Raw genomic sequence first — 21,617 nt, 5'->3', positions numbered from 1 at the left:
ATAAATGTCCAGAAATTAGGCTTTCTGTGTAGTTAAGAAATTAATAAAAAAAACCCGCCAATATAATTGACGGGCAGGAAAACTAATTAAACCTCCTTTTTAATAATAAGTGAATCGCCTCACTTTTGCAATGTATTTTGCCAGGCGTATGACCTGGTGACTGTATCCATATTCATTATCATACCAAACATACAGTACTACGTTTTTTCCATCTTGAGTAACGATCGTTGCATTACTGTCATAAATGGAGGGTTGAGCAGAACCAACAATGTCTGTGGATACTAATTCATTATCTATCGAGTACTTTATCTGCTCTACCAGATCTCCTTCGAGCGCATACCTCTTTAAAATGTCATTTATGCCTTGCTTTGTTGTGGGGGTTTCTACTTCGAGGTTAAGAATAGCCAAAGAACCATTGGGAACAGGTACTCTAATAGCATTGGAAGTAAGCTTTCCTTCAAAAACAGGAAGCGCTTTTGAAACTGCTTTGCCTGCACCCGTTTCCGTGATCACCATATTCAAGGCGGCAGCACGCCCTCTTCTATACTTGTTGTGCATGTTGTCAACAAGATTCTGGTCATTTGTATAAGCATGAATAGTTTCCAGGTGCCCGTGGGTGACACCCAGTGAATCCTGTACCGCCTTAAGGACGGGAGTTATTGCATTGGTAGTGCAGGAAGCTGCCGAAAATATTGAGACGGTATCCGGATCATAGTCCTTGTGATTTACTCCGTGTACAATATTCGGTATTCCTTTTCCAGGGGCAGTAAGCAGTACCTTTGACGCTCCGTTTGAAACAAGGTGCCGGCTTAGTGCTTCTTCATCTCGAAAGGCGCCGGTGTTATCTATGATCAAGGCATCCTGAATTCCATACTGCGTATAGTCAATCTCTTCCGGCTCATTTGCCGAGATCATATGAACTGTCGTTCCATTAATAATAAGGCAACTCTTTTCACTGTTATAAGAGACAGTGCCGGAAAAATCTCCATGAACTGAATCATTTTTCAACAGGCTTGCTCTCTTTTCAAGTACAGTTTCGTTTATTTTTCCTCGGGTCACAATGGCCCTTAATCTCAGCTGACTTCCTTTTCCTGTTCGGGTCATTAATTCCCTAGCCAACAGGCGACCTATTCTTCCAAAGCCATAAAGCACCACATCTTTTGGGGTGAGCTCTTCTACTTTCTTCGCGTCTTTCAATTTGTCTGAAACGAAAGCTGTGGCATTAGCATATTTTTGATCCTCAAGATGATACTCGTAGGTCATTTTTCCAATATCAAGCTTTGCAGGTGGGAAATCCAGTCTTTGAATGGCCTCAGCAATTTCTACTGAATCAAAAATAGAGATGGGTTTCTGCACGAATTCTCCGGCATACTCATGTAGATCAAGAATATCACTAACATTCCTGTCTATCAATTGATTTCTAAAAAGTACAAGTTCTATTGATTTGTCGTACCAAAGGTCACTTACGGTTTTTATAAATTGAACTGCAGCCCTGCGACGGTCTGCCTGAAAGGCTAATTCTTTTTCGTAAATTTCGTTCGTGCTCATTTTTATAAGTTGTGTTGTTTTATTTTTCGGCAAAAATATATATTTCAAACGTTTTCGTAGACCATCTTTAACAAAAAAATTCCTGCCTCTTGTGGCAGGAATTTTCATATAGGGTTATCTTTTAATTATCTCCAAACATATTTCTGTTTTTCACCATCGGGGGTTACAAAAGTGACAGTGACAGGATCACTAGGATTTCTCCGCTTCATCACTTTTTCCACATCTGCAATACTTGAAACCGGGATATTATCAATTGCAGTAATAATGGTACCGTAAAGTTGCTCATTTTGCATTTGCGGTGTAAGGCCCCGCGTGATCTTAACTCCATTTGCAACTTTTTTCTTACTAAGTTCTTCAGGAGAGGCGTTAGTCACCTCAAGACCAATCTCTTTGATCTGAAAAACTTCATACTTTGTCAGTTTTACTTTAAAAACCTCGGCTTCACCGTCTCTAATCACCTGGACTTCAACGATGTCATTAGGTCTTTTGGAGCCTATATAACCTGTGAGGTCTGAAAATTTCCTGATATTGACATTATCAATTCTTGTAATAACATCTCCAGATTCAATTCCGGCTTTATCTGCGCCACTGCCTTGTTCTACCTCATCTACATATACTCCTTCAGAAACATTTACATTAAATTCCTTCGGAAGGTTGGCGGCCTGAACTCCCCTTATTCCTAAAATTCCCTGTTGCACATCGCCAAACTCGAGAATGTCCTCTACGATCTTCCTGGCATTATTAGAGGGAACAGCAAAGGCATAACCTACATAAGTTCCAGTTTGAGACGTAATAGCAGTATTGATTCCTATCAACTCCCCATAAGTATTAACCAGTGCACCACCGCTGTTCCCGGGATTCACTGCTGCATCAGTCTGGATAAAAGAGGATACGTTGGAATCCATTCCCAGATCTCTGGATTTGGCTGAAATTATCCCGGCAGTTACAGTAGAAGTCAGGTTGAATGGATTACCAACTGCGAGAACCCATTCTCCTATTTCGGCATTATCTGAATTTCCGAATGGGAGATAGTCGAGATTCTCAGCATCTATTTTTAGTAATGCAATGTCCGATTTTGGATCAGATCCTATCACCTCGGCCATATAATTCTGATTGTTGTTAAGTGTTACCTGTAAACGATTAGCATTTTGAATAACATGGTTATTGGTCACAATGTATCCATCTGGAGAAATGATCACCCCACTTCCTGTTCCCTGGAGTGCAAGGGCAGTAGTTGAGGAAAAAGGGCTCTTTCTTACAGCCGCCACGTTTTTAACGTGAACCACGGCATTGACCGATTTATTAGCGGCTTCTGTAAAATCAACACCTCCGTCCTTAGGAAGCGAATTCATGTTAACTGGTGTGTAGGCGGGAATTCCCGGACTCTCCTGAATGAAAATAGTATCCTCGTTGAAAAATAAAAAATATCCACCAAGGGTAAGGATTCCACTCAGAATGCAAGTCAAAAATAAACTGGCTGTTCTTTTCATCTTTCTGAATGTATTAGTATTAATATTTAGACGTTTTTGTTCGGCATTATCAAATTTCGGTTAGGTTCGGCACCCTGTCTTTTTTCTGGTTTATTGTATCTTTGACCCTCACAATTGCTTTATGAAGTTAGGATTTTACAAATACCAGGGTACAGGGAACGACTTTGTCATGTTTGATAACCGGTCGGCTGAAATATCCAAAAATGATACCAAATTGATCCGTAATTTATGTGACAGAAGATTTGGGGTGGGAGCAGATGGCCTCATCTTGCTGGAGCATTCTAATGATCCCCAGGACGATTTTAAAATGGTCTATTTCAATGCAGACGGGAATGAAAGCAGTATGTGTGGGAACGGAGGAAGATGCCTAGTTGCTTTTGCAGCGTTCTTGGGGATCATTAAAAGCGAAGCTCGTTTCTCTGCTATAGACGGTGTGCATGAAGCAGTCATCGAGAATGAACTTGTTGGGCTAAAAATGATGAACGTCGATGGGATAAGAGAGACAGAGAATGCCATTTTTATCAATACCGGATCCCCACACCATGTCATTTTTTCAGAAAGCATAACTGAGATCGACATCAGGAAAGAAGGAGCAGCAGTGAGATATTCAGATGCCTATAAGGAAACAGGTGGGACGAACGTTAATTTCGTGTCTCAAATAGATGACGCCACCTATAGTGTGAGGACATACGAGCGGGGGGTTGAAGATGAGACCTTATCCTGTGGCACCGGAGTAACAGCTGTAGCACTTGCCGTTTCCGCAACTAAAAGAAGCGATTCTACCACCATACATCTGGAAACTTTGGGAGGACAGCTTGCTGTAAAATTTAAACCTGAGGGAACAGGATTTAAAGATATCTGGTTAACTGGACCTGCGAAGCAGGTGTTTAAAGGAGAAATCAATTGGTGACATTAAAAGGAGATGAAATCTTTCTTAGGGCGCTGGAGCCTGAAGATCTGGACTTTCTATTTGAAATAGAGAACAATGAAGAATTTTGGGAAGTAAGTGCAACGAGTGTGCCTTTTTCGAGGTACATCTTGAAGCAGTACCTGGAAAATTCCCATAAGGACATCTATGAGGTGAAGCAGCTACGGCTGGTCATTTCAACCCACAATGGTGAAACTGTGGGACTCATCGATATTTTTGATTTTGATCCCAAAAATCGTCGGGCAGCACTGGGTATTCTCATTGCTCCGCTCAAATACCGGAACAAAGGCTACGGTGCTGAAGCCTTGAATCTGGTGGCGAAATATTGTTTCGCTCATTTAGGATTGCACCAGGTGTATGCTAACGTAGGGGAAGACAATACCTCGAGTAGAATCCTTTTCGAAAAATCTGGATTTATACTTTCTGCCAATAAAAAAGATTGGAATCTTGTAAACGGAGAGTACAAGGCCGAGCTTACTTATCAACTGCTTAACTTAAAACATGTACATCAAAAGAATTCTTCTTATCATAGCTTTACTTGGTATTTTAGGTTTGGCAGGTTTCTCATTTTATATTTATAAAGTCATTTTTGATCCCAATACAGCATTTGAAGAAGAAACAGCAGAAGTCTTCATTCCCACAAATGCAACCTATGACGAGGTTAGGGAAAAACTTTTTCCTTTGCTGCAGGATAAGGAGAAATTTGATCTTATTGCACAAAAAAAAGGTTATGCCGGTAATGTAAAGGCAGGAAGGTATATTCTGAAAAAGGGAATGAGCAATAACGAGATTATAAATACCCTAAGAAGTAAGAATGAGCCGGTGTGGGTAACCTTTAACAATCAGGAGCGGGTTGAAGATCTGGCAGGAAGAGTCGCCACTCAGATCGAGGCAGATAGTATATCCCTTTTAGAAATGATGACCGATTCAGCTTTTTTAAAAGAACAGGGTTTTAACCGGCAGAACGCTCTTTCCATGTATATCCCTAATAAATACCAGTTCTTCTGGAATACCTCGGCGGCAGATTTTCGGCAACGGATGAAAACAGAATACGACAGGTTCTGGAATTCGGAAAGGTTACAACAAGCTAAAGAAATAGGTCTCACGCCTCATGAGGTGACAGTTGTAGCTTCTATTGTGCAGAAGGAAACAGCCAAAATTGATGAGAGGCCAAAAGTAGCCGGAGTCTATATGAATAGAATTCAGAAGGGATGGAAACTGGAGGCAGATCCTACAGTTATCTACGCTTTAAAACACCAACTCCAGGATTTTGACACCATAATAAAAAGAGTATTATATAAGGATCTCAAGATCGACTCGCCGTATAATACTTATATGTACAGGCATTTGCCACCAGGGCCAATAACAATGCCCGACATAAGTTCTATTGATGCTGTTCTGGATTATGAAGATCATGACTACTTTTATTTTGTAGCCGATGTGCAAAATTTCGGTTATCATAAGTTTGCAAAGACTTTAGCGCAGCACAATAGAAACAAGAGTGAATATGTGCGCTGGATAAATCAACAGAGAATTAACAGGTAGACATTTCTCTATTGAAAATAGGTTGCTGTACTAAAACTGTCTTTGGCACGTTCTATGCTTTATTCTGGACCAGGAAATAAACCTTTAAGATCGGTTTAACATGCTGATAGTAAGATTATTAAAAAAATTCTTACATTTGTCGGCCGATTCGAGGAGATCTGTAAGGTTTTTCTTGGAACAAAAACAAATAGGATGAAGAAGAAAGTTGCAAAATTTTCAGTATTACCGGTTGTAGGAGCGTCTATATTCTTTTATAGCTTTTCAACTAAAAAAGCGCAGGATATTAACGATGCAGTTCTGGAAGAATTCAGAACTTTTAATGAGGAAATGGTCTTTGAAGTGCCTGCCGCGCCCGAGGTTCTAGTCATAGAGCCAGAAACCACCAGTTTTCCAGAATTAGGTAAATCTTATGTTGCTTTTAAAGAAGCGCTGGGATTTAAAGAATCTGGGGGAGATTATAAGATAATCAATGAGTTTGGTTACATGGGGAAATACCAGTTTGGAAGAGGTACTCTTAAGTTAATTGGAATACGGGATACTAACTTATTTCTTAATTCTCCCGATCTTCAGGAAGAAGCCTTTTACGCTAATGCTTCCCGTAATAAGTGGATCTTAAGAAAAGACATTGAGAAATTTAAAGATCAGGTTGTGAATGGAATTCAGATAACAGAATCTGGTATTCTTGCAGCCGCTCATCTCGCTGGCCCCGGAAATGTCAAAAAATTTCTTAGAAGTAATGGAGCCAATAGCTTTAACGACGGATTTGGAACCTCGATTAAGCATTATTTTAAAAAGTTCGCGGGATACGACACTTCCTCTGTAGTGCCAGACAGGACTGCAAAGGTCAATAATCCTTCTGTAATATAAAGATCGTGGGCCTTTTGTGAAGGTCCACTTTTGTTTTGCCCCATTCTGATGCTGTTTTAGTAGCAATAAATTCAGAAGCTAAGGTAAGGTCACATGCTACGCAAATTCGCGTTGCCGGGTGCAGGAACAGAATAAGATCTTCAAGCATCTTATTATTGCGATAAGGCGTCTCAATAAAAGATTGAGCTTGATTTTTCTCTAGCGATAACTTTTCTAAATTTCTGATCTCATTTTTTCGCTCTCCCTTGTCTATAGGTAAATAACCATTAAAGGCAAAATTCTGCCCATTCATTCCAGAGGCCATCATAGCCAATAAAATAGAGGATGGACCTACCATGGGGATTACCTTTATACCTTCTCTATGGGCAATTTTTACCACCTCAGCACCCGGGTCTGCCACTCCAGGACATCCCGCTTCACTTAATAGGCCTACATCCTGGCCTTCCTTACATGCATCAAGAAAAGAAGGTATCTCTAATGGATCTGTATGTTTATTAAGGAGGTGAAACTTCAGTAAAGGCTGCGACTTTTCGGGGAGGAGTTTTTTAATTGATCTTCTTGCAGTTTTCTCATTCTCTGCAATAAAAATGGTGAGCTTTTCCATCTGTTGTTTAACAGTTGCTGGTAACACCTCAAGAGGATCATTGTCACCAAGCGTAGTAGGCAGCAAATAAAGTTTTCCGGAGTGTGAGAAGGACAGACTCAAAATCAGTTATATTTTTTAGATATTACTTCACAGGCTTCATTTAGCATCTCATAGACTTTCTTGAAACCATCTGCACCTCCATGATAAGGATCGGGAACTTCAACGTTCTCTCCTGGAAAAAGCTCGTTCAAAATAAGATCAACTTTTTTCCTGTCTTCTTCATTTCGGGCAAGCTTTAGAACGTCGTGGTAATTTGACATGTCCATTACGTAGATCCTGTCAAAATCGTCAAAATCTTTTACAGAGAATTGTCTTCCTCGCTGGGAAGTGATATCGAGATCATATTCTTTGGCTATAGAGATGGACCGAGGGTCTGGGCAATCATCAACATGATAATTGCTGGTTCCTGCAGAGTCAACAAAAACCTTTTGAGGGTCAACTTTAGACTTCAGGATACCTTCGGCCAGGGGTGACCTGCAAATATTGCCAAGACACACCATGAGGATCCTGGTTTTCATTATTTAAAGCGTCAGTTTTTTGTTGATATCCTCAACGTATTTATTGAATTGCTTATCTGTTGACGCGAGGTTGTCGACAGTTTTACAGGCGTGTAATACAGTGGCGTGATCTCTTTTTCCAATTTGCGAGCCTATACTTGCCAAAGAAGCCTTCGTGAATTTTTTGGCAAAGAACATAGCAAGTTGCCGTGCCTGCACAATATGGCGTTTTCTGGTCTTTGACTGAAGGGTTTCAACATCCATCTGGAAATACTCGCTCACTATCTTTTGAATATAATCGATTGAAACCTCCCGCTTTGTGTTTTTCACGTAATTATCCACGATCTTTTTTGCAAGATCAAGGGTAATGTCCTTCTTATTGAAAGAGGAATGCGCAATAAGGGAAATTATTGCACCCTCTAGCTCGCGGATATTGGTTTTGATATTGTTTGCCAGGAATTCTACAATCTCTTCAGGCATATCTACGCCATCGCGGTAGAGTTTATTCTTAATGATAGAGATACGGGTATCAGTATCTGGATGTTGCAGCTCTGCAGAAAGTCCCCATTTGAACCTGGAAAGCAATCTTTGCTCAATATCCTGCATATCAACCGGCGCCTTATCGCTGGTAAGGATCACCTGTTTCCTGTTCTGGTGAAGGTGATTGAAAATATGGAAGAAGACATCCTGTGTTCCTGCTTTTCCGGAAAGTAACTGGATGTCATCAACTATAAGAACATCTATGATCTGGTAGAAATGAATAAAATCATTTCGGTTATTCTTCTTGACAGACTCTATGTACTGTTGTGTAAATTTTTCGGCAGAAATATAAAGTACAGTTTTCTCAGGATACTTATCCTTGATCTCAATACCAATGGAATGCGCTAGATGTGTTTTTCCCAATCCTACTCCTCCAAAGATCAACAAGGGGTTGAATGAAGTTTCTCCTGGTTTGTTTGCTACAGCTAATCCTGCAGATCGAGCAAGACGATTTGAATCTCCTTCCAGGAAATTGTCGAAGTTGTAACTTGGGTTTAACTGAGATTCAATTTTGACATTCCTTATTCCGGGAATGATAAACGGATTCTTAAGTTCAGGATTTTTATTCTTTATGGGTACATCTACTTCCTGAGATTGCATGTTCGATCTATTGGTGCTTGGAATCTTTTCGGTAAAAGGTTGTTTATTGCCATAGGTATTTTCCATCCTTATTACATACACCAATTTCGCCTGATCCCCGAGAACTCGATTTAACGAAACTTTAAGAAGTTTAACATAGTGCTCTTCAAGCCACTCATAGAAGAATTTAGAGGGTACCTGGATGCTCAGTGCCTTATCTGTAAGTTTAACTGCCTGTATAGGTTCAAACCAGGTTTTATATGCCTGTGGTGTAATGTTATCTTTAATGAAAGCTAGGCAGCTATTCCAAACTGATTGCGCAGTTTCTGACATTCCGGATTCTAAATTTACGATTCGTGTGTTAGTAGTGACTTCCATAAGAAAAAGAGAAAATTTTCTTTCTCCCGGGTTTATTAGTGCAACAAATATGTGAACAAATTATCTGAAAAAAAAACATCCAGCCACTTGAATTTTAACAAAAATTTTAGCATACTTCGTTCTCTGTGAAAGTACAAAACCGAATCAAATAAACACATAAAAAAATCATGAAAAGCCACTCCACCTATGTTAAAGTTCGATATGGAGAGACAGATCAAATGGGAGTTGTCTACCACGGCAACTATGCGCAATATCTTGAGATCGCCCGAATTGACTGGCTTGATGCAATTGGTATCTCCTATAGAAAGATGGAAGAGGAGGGAGTGATGCTTCCTGTTTATGAGCTACATCTCAAATTTTTAAGATCTGCAAAATTTGATGACGAGCTTAAAATTGAAACTTTTCTGAAAGAAAAACCGGGCGTCCGAATTTCTTTCCGTTACCTAATATATAATCAGCACGGAGAATTATTAACTGAGGCCGAAACCACTCTTGTTTTTATGGACATGGTAAAGAACAAGCCCATTAAATGTCCGCAAAACCTACTGGAAAAATTAGGTTATTGATCTTCCAGCTCTTTAATGGCTACTTTATATGTGGCATCAAATTTATCATAGATCCTTTCGGCTTCTTTTTTTCGAACAAGAAGAATGATACGGCAATCCAGTTCAAGAATTTGATCTACCACATTTAAATTGTTTTCTTTGACCACCCGCATCACTTTATTCATTTCGGGATAATCAAATTTGATCTCGAATTTTACATCTATGGTCCGGGTAACTATTTTCGACGCTTCCAATGCCATTTGGGCGGTGGTTTTATAGGCATGGATCAAACCTCCAACGCCTAATTTCACTCCGCCAAAATATCGAACAACTACAATAAGAATGTTGGTAACATCAAAAGACTGGATTTGACCGTAAATTGGCATTCCGGCCGAATTTGAAGGTTCTCCATCATCGTTAGCGCGATATTGTGGATCGACTTTACCTATTTGCCAGGCATAACACCAATGCCGCGCAGCATGATGTTTTTTTTTCAGGTCTTCCAGGTGTTCCTTAACTTCAGTTTCAGAAGTCACTGGAAAGGCATATCCGAAGAATTTACTGTTCTTATCTTTAAAAAGCACCTCCTCCGAAGCCCTGGTGATCGTCCTGTAAGTATCTTTTACATCCATGATTCAGAAGTTGCGATTAAAATGATGCTCATGATTGCCAGCCCAATGCCTATCCAATTTTTTGGAAGCATTTTCTCCTTAAATAGCAAAATTCCGAGGAAGGTGGAGATCATTACGATTGCAACATTATTTAATGGAAAAACAGTCGAACTTTCCATTCCCTCAGTACGTAATGCAAGTACAAGAAAGTAAATGGATCCAAAATTGGGTATGCCTAATGCTATACCTCCAATTAAATTTCTTAGGCTTAGCCTTAATTTTCCCAGAACTGCCTGGATGGTCAAGATACATACTCCAATACAACCTGCAATAGCAAAGATAGTAGAGGAGAAGAGGGCAACATCTTCTGCAGCTACGTAAGTGGTCTCCAGGAATTTAAGAGTTGAGTCAATGATCCCGCTTCCAAAGAATACAAGCATTGGAAAAATTAAATTCCTTTTTTTGATCTTAATACCTTCCTTCTTTTTTATTGAAGTGAGATAAACAGCTGCCATGGCCAGGATGATTCCGGCAACCTTAATGGGCCCGGTACTTTCGTTGTAAAGAAAAATTCCAAAAAGCACAGGTATGGCTACAGACATTTTTGTGGCTACCGAGACTACCGATAATCCGCTGCGCTGTGTGGTGAGGGCTGCCAGGTAAAAAACCGATATAAAGAGAAAGCCAAGGATCACCGTTCCTAAAAACCATTGTTCGCCAATGATTTTAGAAAGATTTAGCGGCTGCTGGTCAACGAGCATTCCACTTGCAAAGGCGAAGAAATAATTGAAAATGATCGCCTGCAGGGTATTTATTCCGAAGCGTTCGTACAGCTTGAAAATAACAAAGATCACGCTCGACGAAAGCACACTCAGCAACAGGTAGATCAAAACAGGTCGCTTTTAATGGTGAATAAGTCTGTCACATCTTGAGTGACAGGGTCGATATTCCAGGTGTGGATCCCCAGTTTTGAGGCAGCAGCCGTGTTTTCGGCAGTGTCATCAATAAATAACACTTCATCTGGATCGAGGCTGTGTTTTCCTAAAACAAACTTATAGATCTCGGGATCTGGTTTTCGAAGATTGATCTCCTGTGAAAGATAAAAAGCATCAAAACAAGCCTTGAATTCCTCAAAGAAAGCGATATTCTTTTTCACCCAGTCCATATGGATGTGATTGGTATTGCTTAATAAAATAAGTTCAAATTTCCCTTCCTGTTTTAATTTCTGAAGAAATTTTAACCTGTGTTCCGGGAAATCTACAAGAATAGAATTCCAGGTACCGGTAAAAGCTTCGGAAGTAAGATCTGGAAAGCTGCTGCAATAGCTTTCAATGAACTCTTCGGAAGTTATTAAACCCTTTTCATATTCCAGGTTCTTCTGAAGCATCTCTTCTGAAAAATGTGAAATATTGTACTTCTTTAATTCTCTGGCCGTGGCTGGTTTGTCGAGGTTCAGGAAAACATCTCCGAAATCAAAAATTATTGTTTTAATCATTGTTGTAGATCTTTAGCTCGTCTCCTTCAATCTGTTTTTCACTACTCAAACGGCCATGAAGACTGGGAGCCTTGGTTCCGCTTCCCAGCATCTGCTTGCCGGTAAAAATTCTCGCTTCGTCCCACAATCCGGCGTCGATAAAGGTTTGAAGAGTCTGCCTTCCCCCTTCAATAATGTGGGACTGAATTTCATACTTATAAAGGATCTCACAAACTTGCTGCGGAATCTCGGCCTGAAAATCTACCTGCTCAAAAATGACATTTTTGGCACCCCTTTCTTCCGAAGTTTTTTCGGTAAGAACCAGAGTTTTAATGCTGTTATCAAACAAATGTGATGCGGCAGGAATTCGAAGCTCCCTGTCAAGTACCACCCTCACAGGATTGGTTCCCTGCCATAATCTAACGTCCAGCTTTGGATTATCAACTACGGCAGTATTTGTTCCCACCATAATCGCCTGTTCTTCTGTTCGCCATTTATGGACCAGCTGCCGCGAATACTGGTTTGTGATCCAGATTGGTTCGCGTTCTGCGTTGTCCTCATTAATCGGACTAATAAAGTGATCGCTGCTTTGCGCCCATTTTAGGATGATGTACGGCCTCTTTTTAAGATGAAAGGAAAGGAATCTTTTATTCAGTTCCCTGCATTCCTCTTCCAGAACACCTACTCTTACCTCACAACCCGCATCAAAAAGCTTCTTAATTCCTTTTCCGGCAACCTGGGAAAAGGGATCTACTGTTCCAATAACCACTTTTTTTATTCCGCTATCAATAATAAGATTACTGCAGGGAGGGGTTTTTCCATAGTGGCTGCAGGGTTCCAGGCTTACGTAAATAGTAGCATCTTTTAGAAGACTTTTTTTCTTTACAGCGGTAATGGCGTGGACTTCGGCATGTGCTTCCCCTGCTTTTTGATGCCAGCCTTCACCAATGATAACATCCTGGTGTACGATCACGCTGCCTACCATAGGATTTGGATAGGTGTTGCCAAGTCCGTTCCGGGCTAACTGGATGCAGCGTTCTATATAATTTTCATGATTGCTCACCGCACAAAAATAGCATTTCTGAAGTATTATTTATTCAGGAAGAATTTTTTGGAGATCCATGCTACCGGAACGGCACTCTAATGCAGAAGTTGTGGCAGTCAATATTGGCAGGAAACGCCTTATATAGTACTTTTGGCAAATAATTTTGAAATTAATGAGCAATTATAGCATAAGGAAAATAAAACCTGAAGATAATCTGCAGGTGAAACAGGTGGTACAAAGCGTTCTGGTTGAAATGGGAGTACCAAAAGTGGGAACAGCTTACGAAGACGCTTCTCTTAACGACATGTACAGTGAATATGATAAACCAGGTCAGGCTTATTTTGTGGTGGAGGAGCATGGCAGGATCATTGGCGGCGCAGGGATCGCACCTTTAGCCAATGGAAATGAAAAGATCTGTGAGCTTCAAAAAATGTATTTTCTTCCTGAAATTAGAGGAAAAGGCGCAGGAGCCGAAATGATGCAAAAGTGCCTCAGTTTTGCCAGGGAAGAAGGCTTCGAAAAATGTTACCTCGAGACAATGCCTTATATGGAACACGCAAAAAAGCTATATGCTCGTAGCGGTTTCACTCCCCTGGAGGGACCTTTAGGAGACACTGGTCATTATAACTGTTCTGTCTGGATGATTAAAGATCTCTAGGGAGCATTTATAAAATTAAAACTTTTTCCCAGGGATGGACCACGAAAACATTGATTTTCAGAAATATTAATGACAATAACAGCCTTTAAAAATCACTTTTTTGAGACCTTAGCCGGAGCCTATCCCGTGGAGGAAGTAGGCTCTTTCTTCAACATTCTTGTGCAGGAGTTTCTTGGTTTATCACGACTTGGTATAGCTCTCGATCCACAGCGGGAGATATCAATGGAGGAACAGGCGAGGTTAGAGCTGGCGTTAAAAAGGCTGGTGGCGCATGAACCTGTGCAGTACATTACCGGAGCTACCTATTTTTATAGTATGAAGTTTCTGGTAAATGAAAATGTGCTTATTCCAAGACCAGAGACCGAAGAACTGGTAACGTGGATCCTTCAGGAATACGAGCCCTCCCAGCAAATACAGATCCTCGATATAGGAACAGGAAGCGGCTGTATAGCCATTGCACTGGCAAAGCATTTGCCTAATGCCCGGATTTCGGCAGTAGATATTTCTGAAAAGGCTTTGGAAGTGGCTCGAAAAAATGCAGTTTTGAATGAAGTGGAAATTGATTTTCAGCAGGAAGATATCTTATCGTTACCCGCGTTATCACAGAAGTTCGATCTAATAGTTTCCAATCCGCCCTATGTCCGGGAACTGGAGAAAAAGGAGATGCAGCGAAATGTGCTCGATTATGAGCCTGAAACAGCTTTATATGTTAAGGATAATGATCCTTTGCTTTTTTACCGAAAGGTTTCAGAATTAGCCGGCGAAAATTTAAATCCTGGTGGAAAACTCTTTTTTGAGATCAACCAGTACCTCGGTAAAGAAACTGAAATGCTTTTAGCTGAAAAAAATTTCCAAACCCGATTAAAAAAGGATATTTTCGGAGTGGACCGCATGTTAAGCGGAACTAAACTATGAAGATCGAATTCCTGAAAATCTATACTCCTCAACCTGAAGCGCAATACCGCTTCTATAAGGAGGTTCTAAACCTTCCGGTGCAATGGATCGCTAAGGATGTGTTTAGGGTGGAGGCAGGTTATTCAAAGCTTGAATTTGCAAAAGACGAGGGTGCAAAACCATATCACATTGCTTTTCACATTCCTGCAAGGCAGGAAACTAAAGCTTTGAACTGGCTGGAGGAGCGGGTAGAGATCCTGAGAGATGGACAGGACAAGATCATGGATTTTCCAGCCTGGCAGGCAAAATCGGTCTATTTCTACGACCATGATAAGAATATCCTGGAATTCATTTCACGGGAACATTTGTTTGAATCGGAAACCCGGGAATTTTCAGAAGCAGGAATTTTGGGGATCAGCGAGATTGGACTTGCTACTTCACAGGTGCGCGCAAATTTTGATTTCCTCAATACCCATTTCGGCTTAACGAAATTCAGTGGTGATTATGAAAGATTCTGTGCTACGGGAGACGATATGGGATTATTTATTATCATCAATAAAAATGAGAAAGATTGGTTCCCGGTGGGAGACAAAGCACATGCATCTCCCTTTGAAATAAAAATAGCTGTCAAAAATGCCATTTTTGGAGCCTCATATAGAGACGAAAGACTAACACTTCTATGAAACCTGAAGAAAAAATTAAGCAGCTGCGGGAAGAACTGCACCGCCATAATTATTTGTACTACGTACTGGATAAGCCTGAAATTTCTGACTATGATTTTGATCAAAAGTTAAAGGAGCTACAGGAGCTGGAAGAAAAACATCCCGAGTATCACGATGAAAATTCTCCCACTTTAAGAGTCGGCGGTGCGGTGACCAAGAACTTTGCAACCGTAGTCCATGACCACAGAATGTACTCTTTAGACAATTCCTACTCTAAGGAAGACCTGGAAAACTGGGAAAAAAGGATTAGAAAACAGGTGGATGGTGAAGTAAACTATACCTGCGAACTAAAGTTCGACGGAGCCTCAATTAGCCTCACCTATGAAAATGGAGCGTTTAAACAGGCGGTGACAAGGGGTGACGGTTTTAAAGGCGATGATGTTACTAATAATGTGCGTACTATTCGCTCTGTACCTTTAAAACTGAAGGGGAGCGATTATCCAGAAAAATTCGAAATAAGGGGAGAGATCGTCCTTCCATATGAAGGCTTTGCGCATTTAAATGCTGCTCGCGTAGAAGCAGGGGAGGAGCCTTATGCAAATCCAAGGAACACAGCTTCGGGCAGTTTAAAGCTCCAGGACAGCGGTGAGGTGGCAAAAAGGCCTTTAGACTGTTTGCTTTACAATTTATCGGGGAACCTTGGAGACATTAAAACGCAGTTTGAAAGTCTTCAAAAAGCCAGGCAGTGGGGATTTAAAGTTCCACAGGAAGCCAAATTGGCCAAAAACCTGAAGGAAGTTCTTGATTTCGTGAATTACTGGGATGTGCATCGTCACGATCTTCCCTACGAGACAGATGGTGTGGTCATCAAAGTAAATGATCTTCACCAGCAGGAGGAACTGGGATATACAGCAAAGGCACCACGCTGGGCTATGGCATATAAATTCCAGGCCGAGCAGGTTTCGACCAGGCTCACCAAGATCACCTATCAGGTGGGGCGTACGGGTGCAATTACTCCGGTGGCCAATCTGGAGCCGGTGCAATTGGGAGGAACTACAGTCAAAAGAGCCTCCCTACATAATGCCGATCAAATTGAAAAACTCGATATCAGGGAAGGAGATGAGGTCTATGTTGAAAAAGGCGGGGAGATCATTCCCAAGATCATTGGTGTCGATTTTACCAAACGGGATCCCAATACAGCACCTACAAACTACATTTCTGAATGCCCTGAGTGTGATACTCCTTTAGTGAGAAATGAAGGTGAGGCGCAGCATTACTGTCCTAATTCCAATGGTTGCCCTCCGCAGATCATTGGTCGTATTCAGCATTTTATATCGAGAAAAGCCATGGATATCGAAGGGCTTGGTGGAGAAACGGTGGCATTATTTGTCAATGAAGGCCTTATAGGGAATTACGCCGACCTGTATGAGTTGAAAAAGGAACAGATCCTGCCTCTTGAGCGCATGGCCGAAAAGTCGGCAGATAATCTTATCAATGGCATTGAGAATTCCAAAGCCATTCCTTTTGAAAGGGTGTTGTTCGCGTTAGGAATAAGGTATGTTGGCGAAACTGTAGCAAAAAAGCTGGCCAGGCATTTTAAAACGGTTGAAAAATTAATGCAGGCTTCCAAAGAGGAACTGGAATCTGTTGAGGAAATTGGAGAGCGTATTGCAGAAAGCGTAGTGGACTTCTTTTCTTCCCAGGAAAATGTAGAGGTAGTGAAACGACTGCAGAACTACGGAGTGCAGCTGGAGATTTCTGCTGAGAAATTAGCCAACCAGACCAATAAACTGGAAGGCCAGTCATTTGTTGTTTCCGGAGTTTTTAATATGTCCCGCAATGACTTGAAAAAGCTGATCGAAGATAATGGTGGCAAAGTTTCTGGCTCCATATCTTCTAAAACAAATTATGTTGTTGCCGGCGAAAATATGGGTCCCAGCAAACTGGCAAAGGCCGAAAACCTCGGGATCCCAATTATCGATGAGCAGAAGTTCCTGAAAATGCTGGAGTGAGCTTAGTAGCTGGTTGAAATTATTGCTGTTAGAATAACTGAAAGAATAAGAACGATAGCCAGCATCGATCTCTGTTGAAAACACATTTGTCTGTAACTTCTAAGAAACATTCTTTTGATCATGGTCAACTTTTTAATTAACAATCATCTGTTTTTCTGCAAAAGCAAAGCAAAATTAGTTTTTTGATGTGTAGCAGGTGCCTCTGCTATTGAGTTTAACCCAACTTTGAGATATTGGAATTCTATCTTCTGTTTCGCACCAAATCTGAAAAAAGTCATATTATACTAAAAATCAAAAGTTCAGCTCTGTTTTTGCGTTGCAAAGCTACAACAGGAACTGGTAGTAAAATCATGATTTAAATCATCTCTTTTACAAAGAAATTCTTAAAAAATAGAGTCAGACATATTTAAGTATCACCCTGGAAAAGGGCCTTAGCGCAGGAAATTTATTTTAAGCAATGATCTGTTTTTCTGCGGACCTTATTTACCGAAAATTTATTGCTGGGTATATTTTTTGATTAGCTGAAGTAGAATGTTCTTGTTGATGGGTTTGGTGATATAATCATTACATCCTGCTTTTATCGCCTGTTCCTGTTCTCCTGAAAATGTATAGGCACTTTGTGCAATTATGGGTACGCTGGGATTAAATTGCCTTATCTGGTGAGTAGCTTCGATCCCGTTGAGCAGCGGCATTTTAATATCCATAAGGATCAGGGAAAGATCGGGATTTCTGCGTGCCAGCTCAACAGCGTTGCTGCCGTCTTTAGCACGCAACAGCGTTATTTGGGGAGACTTCAGGAGCTGCTGAATGAAAAGAAAACTAATGTTGTCATCTTCTGCAATGAGGATCTTCAAGGTCTCTGTCTCAAGTTTTTCCTGCTGGGCATCAGTGTCAGGTTCCTGAGGAGCTTCCGAAGGGACATAGGGAATAGTGAAAGAGAAGGTGCTGCCTTCTCCCTCTCGCGATTCAAGCCAGATCTTTCCTTTAAGGATTTCGACATAAGCTTTGACAATAGCCAAGCCCAGTCCCGAACCTTCATGCGCCCTTGTCATGCTTAGATTCGCCTGTACAAACCTTTCAAAAATGGCATTTTGACGCTCCTTTGGGATGCCAATACCTGTGTCCTTGACATAGAATAATACTTCCTTTTCCATTACGGAGGCTCCAAGTTCTACCGATCCCTGTTTTGTGAATTTCAAAGCATTATTGATAAGATTGGTGAGAATGTTATCCAGTATAAACTTATCTGTTAATATTGTTGCGTCTTCTGGCGGGATCAAGCAATTAAGCCTGAACTCCAGCTTTCTTTCCTTTGCCTGCGGAAGGAAAAAATTGTAATAAAAGTTCAGGATCTCAATGAGATCTACCTGGGTATTCCGAACTTCTATTTGTTTTGAATCGATCTTTGAAATTTCAATGATATTGTTGATGGTGGTCAATAATCTTTTTCCGCTTTTGCTTACAATGTCAATATACTTTTGACGGGATTCGGCATCGAGATCAGGTTGCTTGAGGAGGCTTAGAAAGCCAATGATCCCGTTCATTGGGGTTCTTATCTCATGAGACATGTTTTGAAGAAAGATCGTTTTTAATCTTTCGTTCTCTTCAGCTTTTTCTTTTGCCAAAGTAAGTTGCCTGTTCCTTCTCCATAAGGCCCTGGTGGTGACATCTACTTTATACTTGAGGAGAAAAGCAAAGATTAATACAACCAGGAGTATGATTAGAAGACTCACCAAAACCCACAGAAAATAATTAGGACTCTGTACCTGCAGGCCGGGGAGCAAGATCTTCAATACCAAGGGTTCTTTTAAATGTGACCACGATCCCGGCTCCATTAGCAGAAAGTAGCCAGAAAACCAATTCCCCTGAATAACTTTTGATCTCCCCATAAATATTAGGGTAAGGACCCCACATCATAAGGAGATCTTTAACAGGAGAAGTGTTTAATAGGGGGGAAAATACGCTCCGTTTTTATCTCCTTGAAATTAAATTGATTATAGTAAAACTATAAAATATATGGTCACGAGAATGCGGCAGATGCAGCAGGTAGATATAAATTTATGGTAAATTTTAAACAAGGATTGTTGCGCCCTTACTGTTTTTACCTCCTTCGGGATCAAGGAAAAAGTCGATCCTTCCGAGATTTACGCCAGCCCATCCCACCTGGTTCACAAGCACGTTATTTCCGTCGAGGTTATTAGTTACTGTAGGCTTAGGCAGGAAAGTGTGAGTATGTCCACCTATAATGAGATCGATATTTCGTGTTAGCGATGCTAATTTCATGTCGCTTATAGTCTCATCTCGGTAATTATATCCAAGGTGAGAAAGACATATCACCAAATCACATTTCTCATTTTCTTTTAGCTTTTGAACGGTTTGGGTGGCCATTTCCACGGGGTCCTGATAGACAGTCTCTTTATAGAGGTTTTTGTTTACCAAACCTTCCAGCTTGATCCCTAAGCCAAAAACTCCGATCCTGATGTCATCTTTTACAAAAACGTGGTAAGGCTGAACCTGCCCATCAAGAATAGTATTTTTGAAATTGTAATTGGCACTCAGGAATTTGAAATCTGCATGAGGAAGTTGGGCTGCCAAACCATCAATGCCATTGTCAAAATCGTGGTTCCCAATGGTGGCTGCATCGTACTTCATCTTGCTCATAAGCTTAAATTCCAGTTCCCCGCCATAGAAATTAAAATATGGCGCACCCTGAAAAATGTCACCTGCATCCAGTAACAGGGTATTTGGATTCTCTCTTCTTATGTTTTCAATAAGCGTGAATCTTCTCGCTACACCTCCCATTCCCGGGAATTGTGGATGGTCCCTGTCAAAAGGGTCGATATGACTGTGAACATCATTAGTATGCAATATCGTGATGTGCTTAAAGGTCTTTTCAGAAGAAAAGGATAAGAGGCCTAAGCTTCCTGCTCCTGCAAGAGCTCCTGCTGCTGCACTGCGTTTTAAAAAAGTTCTTCTTTTCATTATTTACTTCTTATAAACCTTTGATCTCTAACGGGGGCAATAGTGTCGTATTGCCTGAAGTAATCAATAAGGATGTTCCTGATCTTATAATTGAGCGGTGTTACCTCCTGGGCGTTGGAAAAGAAGGTCATATTATCGCCTCCCTGAAGTAAATAATCATGGGTGGCAACAAAATACAATTGCTCGTCATTTAAGGGTTTTCCCTGGATGAGCATTTTTTTAATCGTGTTGTCCTCTCCAATTTCAAGCTCAATCCCGGCAACGGGATGAGCGCTGCCGTCATCTATAAGATATCTCACCATTTCCCGAACATCTTCTCCTTTTAAGTGGGCAATGACCAATTCGTTTTCGAACGGCATTACCTCGTAGGCCGTACGAGTGGTGATCTCCCCTTTGCCAATTGAAGATCTTATTCCGCCATAGTTGAGCAGTACAATATCGATGGTCTTACCGGTCCTTTTCGTAAAAATGGGATTTCCAAGCTCCATTACGGCATCGGCCATCATATTACCTATTGCCGTATTTAATTCCCCTTCACTTTTTGTAAGGTCAACCGGTGCATAGGAGAGCACGAGGTTCATTTCCTTTTCAATGTTTTCCCTGTAAGGTTCAATAAATTCACTGATAGACGCATTCGGCGGAATACTGTCAGAAATTGTGAGTTGTTTACCTTCAATCCTTTCAGGTGCGTAATCTGGTGAAAGTTTGCAGGAGGCCAGGGCCAGGATGAGCAGAAGGGAAAATTTCTTCATGTTTGATATGGTTGGTCACAAAAATAGGAACTTCCTCTGGGATGACTGAAAAAAAATAAATTTTTCAGAAAAGTGAGTTATTATGACATTTTTAATTGATTTTGCAGCATACTCGGAAAAAATATTTACTTTTCCTCAGAATAAGTAGAAATATATGCGTAAAAATTACCGGAATTAGGTGAAGGCCCATCAAAAAGTTTTATGGTTGTTCACGCTCCTGGGTCTCCTTTTTATTGTGGGATCTATTTTCTCCTTTGAGCAGCTGGCTGCCATTGCTACTGTTCTTTTAGTTCCCACCCTCATCCTGTACTATAGGGTTGTGGCACAAAGATGGTTTTTGCCTATGGTCGTGGCATTGCTTCTCCTTTATGCACGTGATCTTTTTATGCTTCAGGATTTTGGTGAAAATATTGAATTGATCTTCTGGTCATTTAGCGCAGCCATTTTGATCCTGTACATTTTTGCAATTACTGGTTTTCAAAAATCCAGAATGCATCTTGTGGAATTCTTCTCGTTGATGATCATGTATGGATTTCTTGCTTTTCTTTATTATACTATTGCCGATCTCGTGCCACAGGTCGTTCCCTCTTTAAAGATGGTTATTTATTTTTATATCATTTCTCTTTCCCTGCTACTTGCAATAACTTTCACCCAGTACCTTCTAAAATCGCATTACGCCTCACTTTGGCTAATGCTGGCTTCAGCCTCCTTACTTATTTCTGAACTTTCCCTGTTCTTCAAGCTCTTTGTGATATCTGATATCAGCGTGAATATTTTTTTTCCGCTTTTCCATGTTCTGGCATATTTCGCAATGGTGAAACACGCGATAAACCGAAGACCATCCATGAGGCTCCCTGGCTTCTGAGACAATGAAAGCAAACCCGCAGTTAATTTTAGATTCAATTGCTAAAATCTAAACAAACTTTACTTTTTATTGACATTATTTTTATATTGCACCCGGATA

General features: G+C 40.7%; 23 protein-coding genes. 10 read left to right on the top strand and 13 right to left on the bottom strand.

Annotated elements, in window-relative coordinates:
- Window positions 1-99: 99 nt before the first annotated feature.
- Window positions 100-1,548, bottom strand: a complete 1,449-nt coding sequence (locus HC175_RS01000) for a glyceraldehyde-3-phosphate dehydrogenase (protein ID WP_168136656.1) — start codon at window positions 1,546-1,548, stop codon at window positions 100-102.
- Window positions 1,549-1,673: 125 nt separating this feature from the next.
- Window positions 1,674-3,038, bottom strand: coding sequence for a S1C family serine protease (locus HC175_RS00995; protein ID WP_168136655.1), 1,365 nt, complete (start codon window positions 3,036-3,038; stop codon window positions 1,674-1,676).
- A 121-nt stretch (window positions 3,039-3,159) separates the two neighbouring features.
- On the opposite strand from HC175_RS00995, the gene dapF reads away from it, so the two are divergent.
- From dapF to HC175_RS00975, 4 genes are all read left to right on the top strand, one after another.
- Window positions 3,160-3,948 (top strand): diaminopimelate epimerase, encoded by a 789-nt coding sequence (gene dapF / locus HC175_RS00990; protein WP_168136654.1) that lies wholly within the window; start codon window positions 3,160-3,162, stop codon window positions 3,946-3,948.
- A complete protein-coding gene (locus HC175_RS00985) occupies window positions 3,945-4,547 on the top strand; it encodes a GNAT family N-acetyltransferase (RefSeq protein ID WP_317172057.1) in 603 nt (200 codons plus the stop codon). The genes dapF and HC175_RS00985 overlap by 4 nt, the downstream gene beginning before the upstream one ends.
- Entirely contained in the window at window positions 4,468-5,511 is a 1,044-nt protein-coding gene (mltG, locus tag HC175_RS00980) for an endolytic transglycosylase MltG (protein ID WP_168136652.1), read from the top strand. The genes HC175_RS00985 and mltG overlap by 80 nt, the downstream gene beginning before the upstream one ends.
- Window positions 5,512-5,703: 192 nt before the next feature.
- A complete protein-coding gene (locus tag HC175_RS00975) occupies window positions 5,704-6,378 on the top strand; it encodes a peptidoglycan-binding protein LysM (RefSeq protein WP_168136651.1) in 675 nt (224 codons plus the stop codon).
- On the opposite strand, the gene HC175_RS00970 is transcribed toward HC175_RS00975, so the two are convergent.
- Genes HC175_RS00970 through dnaA form a run of 3 tightly spaced genes read right to left on the bottom strand, consistent with a single transcriptional unit; the run spans window position 6,356 to window position 8,973 of the window.
- On the bottom strand, window positions 6,356-7,084 hold the full coding sequence (locus tag HC175_RS00970) for an SAM-dependent methyltransferase (RefSeq protein WP_168136650.1): 729 nt from the start codon (window positions 7,082-7,084) through the stop codon (window positions 6,356-6,358). The genes HC175_RS00975 and HC175_RS00970 overlap by 23 nt on opposite strands.
- Before the next feature lie 2 nt (window positions 7,085-7,086).
- Window positions 7,087-7,542: a low molecular weight protein-tyrosine-phosphatase gene (locus tag HC175_RS00965; protein ID WP_168136649.1), complete on the bottom strand. Its 456-nt coding sequence runs from the start codon at window positions 7,540-7,542 to the stop codon at window positions 7,087-7,089.
- A gap of 3 nt (window positions 7,543-7,545) precedes the next feature.
- Window positions 7,546-8,973 (bottom strand): chromosomal replication initiator protein DnaA, encoded by a 1,428-nt coding sequence (gene dnaA, locus HC175_RS00960; protein WP_168136648.1) that lies wholly within the window; start codon window positions 8,971-8,973, stop codon window positions 7,546-7,548.
- Window positions 8,974-9,185: 212 nt separating this feature from the next.
- Between dnaA and HC175_RS00955 the strand changes: the two genes are divergently transcribed.
- Window positions 9,186-9,584 carry an acyl-CoA thioesterase gene (locus tag HC175_RS00955; RefSeq protein WP_168136647.1) on the top strand — a complete coding sequence of 133 codons (399 nt, stop codon included), beginning with the start codon at window positions 9,186-9,188 and terminating at the stop codon, window positions 9,582-9,584.
- Here the strand turns inward: HC175_RS00955 and HC175_RS00950 are convergent.
- Genes HC175_RS00950 through ribD form a run of 4 tightly spaced genes read right to left on the bottom strand, consistent with a single transcriptional unit; the run spans window position 9,578 to window position 12,711 of the window.
- Entirely contained in the window at window positions 9,578-10,195 is a 618-nt protein-coding gene (locus HC175_RS00950) for an IMPACT family protein (RefSeq protein WP_168136646.1), read from the bottom strand. The genes HC175_RS00955 and HC175_RS00950 overlap by 7 nt on opposite strands.
- On the bottom strand, window positions 10,186-11,064 hold the full coding sequence (locus HC175_RS00945; protein WP_168136645.1) for an EamA family transporter: 879 nt from the start codon (window positions 11,062-11,064) through the stop codon (window positions 10,186-10,188). Before HC175_RS00945 ends, HC175_RS00950 begins: the two co-directional genes overlap by 10 nt.
- Window positions 11,061-11,669, bottom strand: coding sequence for an HAD family hydrolase (locus tag HC175_RS00940; protein ID WP_168136644.1), 609 nt, complete (start codon window positions 11,667-11,669; stop codon window positions 11,061-11,063). The genes HC175_RS00945 and HC175_RS00940 overlap by 4 nt, the downstream gene beginning before the upstream one ends.
- A complete protein-coding gene (gene ribD / locus HC175_RS00935) occupies window positions 11,662-12,711 on the bottom strand; it encodes a bifunctional diaminohydroxyphosphoribosylaminopyrimidine deaminase/5-amino-6-(5-phosphoribosylamino)uracil reductase RibD (RefSeq protein WP_168136643.1) in 1,050 nt (349 codons plus the stop codon). The genes HC175_RS00940 and ribD overlap by 8 nt, the downstream gene beginning before the upstream one ends.
- Before the next feature lie 154 nt (window positions 12,712-12,865).
- Here ribD and HC175_RS00930 point away from each other — a divergent pair, with 154 nt between their 5' ends.
- The 4 genes from HC175_RS00930 (at window position 12,866) to ligA (ending at window position 16,919) form a co-directional block, all read left to right on the top strand.
- A complete protein-coding gene (locus HC175_RS00930; protein WP_168136642.1) occupies window positions 12,866-13,351 on the top strand; it encodes a GNAT family N-acetyltransferase in 486 nt (161 codons plus the stop codon).
- A gap of 69 nt (window positions 13,352-13,420) precedes the next feature.
- A complete protein-coding gene (gene prmC / locus HC175_RS00925) occupies window positions 13,421-14,266 on the top strand; it encodes a peptide chain release factor N(5)-glutamine methyltransferase (RefSeq protein WP_168136641.1) in 846 nt (281 codons plus the stop codon).
- Complete coding sequence (locus tag HC175_RS00920; RefSeq protein WP_168136640.1) at window positions 14,263-14,928, top strand: VOC family protein; 666 nt, start codon at window positions 14,263-14,265, stop codon at window positions 14,926-14,928. Before prmC ends, HC175_RS00920 begins: the two co-directional genes overlap by 4 nt.
- Window positions 14,925-16,919 carry an NAD-dependent DNA ligase LigA gene (gene ligA, locus HC175_RS00915; RefSeq protein ID WP_168136639.1) on the top strand — a complete coding sequence of 665 codons (1,995 nt, stop codon included), beginning with the start codon at window positions 14,925-14,927 and terminating at the stop codon, window positions 16,917-16,919. The genes HC175_RS00920 and ligA overlap by 4 nt, the downstream gene beginning before the upstream one ends.
- Window positions 16,920-17,413: 494 nt before the next feature.
- On the opposite strand, the gene HC175_RS00910 is transcribed toward ligA, so the two are convergent.
- The 4 genes from HC175_RS00910 to HC175_RS00895 all read right to left on the bottom strand — a co-directional run bounded on the left by HC175_RS00910 (window position 17,414) and on the right by HC175_RS00895 (window position 20,653).
- A complete protein-coding gene (locus HC175_RS00910) occupies window positions 17,414-18,712 on the bottom strand; it encodes a hybrid sensor histidine kinase/response regulator (protein WP_168136638.1) in 1,299 nt (432 codons plus the stop codon).
- Complete coding sequence (locus HC175_RS00905) at window positions 18,672-18,836, bottom strand: hypothetical protein (protein ID WP_168136637.1); 165 nt, start codon at window positions 18,834-18,836, stop codon at window positions 18,672-18,674. Before HC175_RS00905 ends, HC175_RS00910 begins: the two co-directional genes overlap by 41 nt.
- Window positions 18,837-18,989: 153 nt before the next feature.
- Window positions 18,990-19,901, bottom strand: coding sequence for a metallophosphatase (locus HC175_RS00900; protein WP_168136636.1), 912 nt, complete (start codon window positions 19,899-19,901; stop codon window positions 18,990-18,992).
- A complete protein-coding gene (locus HC175_RS00895) occupies window positions 19,901-20,653 on the bottom strand; it encodes a 5'-nucleotidase C-terminal domain-containing protein (RefSeq protein WP_168136635.1) in 753 nt (250 codons plus the stop codon). The genes HC175_RS00900 and HC175_RS00895 overlap by 1 nt, the downstream gene beginning before the upstream one ends.
- 205 nt (window positions 20,654-20,858) lie before the next feature.
- Here HC175_RS00895 and HC175_RS00890 point away from each other — a divergent pair, with 205 nt between their 5' ends.
- Complete coding sequence (locus tag HC175_RS00890) at window positions 20,859-21,518, top strand: hypothetical protein (protein WP_168136634.1); 660 nt, start codon at window positions 20,859-20,861, stop codon at window positions 21,516-21,518.
- Window positions 21,519-21,617 lie beyond the last annotated feature (99 nt).

This window comes from Salinimicrobium oceani (assembly GCF_012037645.1).
This window is presented reverse-complemented; position numbering and strand designations above follow the sequence as displayed.

Excerpts from the sequence above, each read along its gene's own strand:
- HC175_RS00900 (WP_168136636.1), bottom strand. The coding sequence starts at position 19,901 with ATGAAAAGAAGAACTTTTTTAAAACGCAGTGCAGCAGCAGGAGCTCTT.
- prmC (WP_168136641.1), top strand. The coding sequence starts at position 13,421 with ATGACAATAACAGCCTTTAAAAATCACTTTTTTGAGACCTTAGCCGGA.
- HC175_RS00965 (WP_168136649.1), bottom strand. The coding sequence starts at position 7,542 with ATGAAAACCAGGATCCTCATGGTGTGTCTTGGCAATATTTGCAGGTCA.
- dapF (WP_168136654.1), top strand. The coding sequence starts at position 3,160 with ATGAAGTTAGGATTTTACAAATACCAGGGTACAGGGAACGACTTTGTC.
- HC175_RS01000 (WP_168136656.1), bottom strand. The coding sequence starts at position 1,548 with ATGAGCACGAACGAAATTTACGAAAAAGAATTAGCCTTTCAGGCAGAC.
- HC175_RS00995 (WP_168136655.1), bottom strand. The coding sequence starts at position 3,038 with ATGAAAAGAACAGCCAGTTTATTTTTGACTTGCATTCTGAGTGGAATC.
- HC175_RS00905 (WP_168136637.1), bottom strand. The coding sequence starts at position 18,836 with ATGATGTGGGGTCCTTACCCTAATATTTATGGGGAGATCAAAAGTTAT.
- HC175_RS00950 (WP_168136646.1), bottom strand. The coding sequence starts at position 10,195 with ATGGATGTAAAAGATACTTACAGGACGATCACCAGGGCTTCGGAGGAG.
- HC175_RS00920 (WP_168136640.1), top strand. The coding sequence starts at position 14,263 with ATGAAGATCGAATTCCTGAAAATCTATACTCCTCAACCTGAAGCGCAA.
- ligA (WP_168136639.1), top strand. The coding sequence starts at position 14,925 with ATGAAACCTGAAGAAAAAATTAAGCAGCTGCGGGAAGAACTGCACCGC.
- dnaA (WP_168136648.1), bottom strand. The coding sequence starts at position 8,973 with ATGTCAGAAACTGCGCAATCAGTTTGGAATAGCTGCCTAGCTTTCATT.
- HC175_RS00895 (WP_168136635.1), bottom strand. The coding sequence starts at position 20,653 with ATGAAGAAATTTTCCCTTCTGCTCATCCTGGCCCTGGCCTCCTGCAAA.
- HC175_RS00975 (WP_168136651.1), top strand. The coding sequence starts at position 5,704 with ATGAAGAAGAAAGTTGCAAAATTTTCAGTATTACCGGTTGTAGGAGCG.
- HC175_RS00955 (WP_168136647.1), top strand. The coding sequence starts at position 9,186 with ATGAAAAGCCACTCCACCTATGTTAAAGTTCGATATGGAGAGACAGAT.
- HC175_RS00940 (WP_168136644.1), bottom strand. The coding sequence starts at position 11,669 with ATGATTAAAACAATAATTTTTGATTTCGGAGATGTTTTCCTGAACCTC.
- HC175_RS00930 (WP_168136642.1), top strand. The coding sequence starts at position 12,866 with ATGAGCAATTATAGCATAAGGAAAATAAAACCTGAAGATAATCTGCAG.
- mltG (WP_168136652.1), top strand. The coding sequence starts at position 4,468 with ATGTACATCAAAAGAATTCTTCTTATCATAGCTTTACTTGGTATTTTA.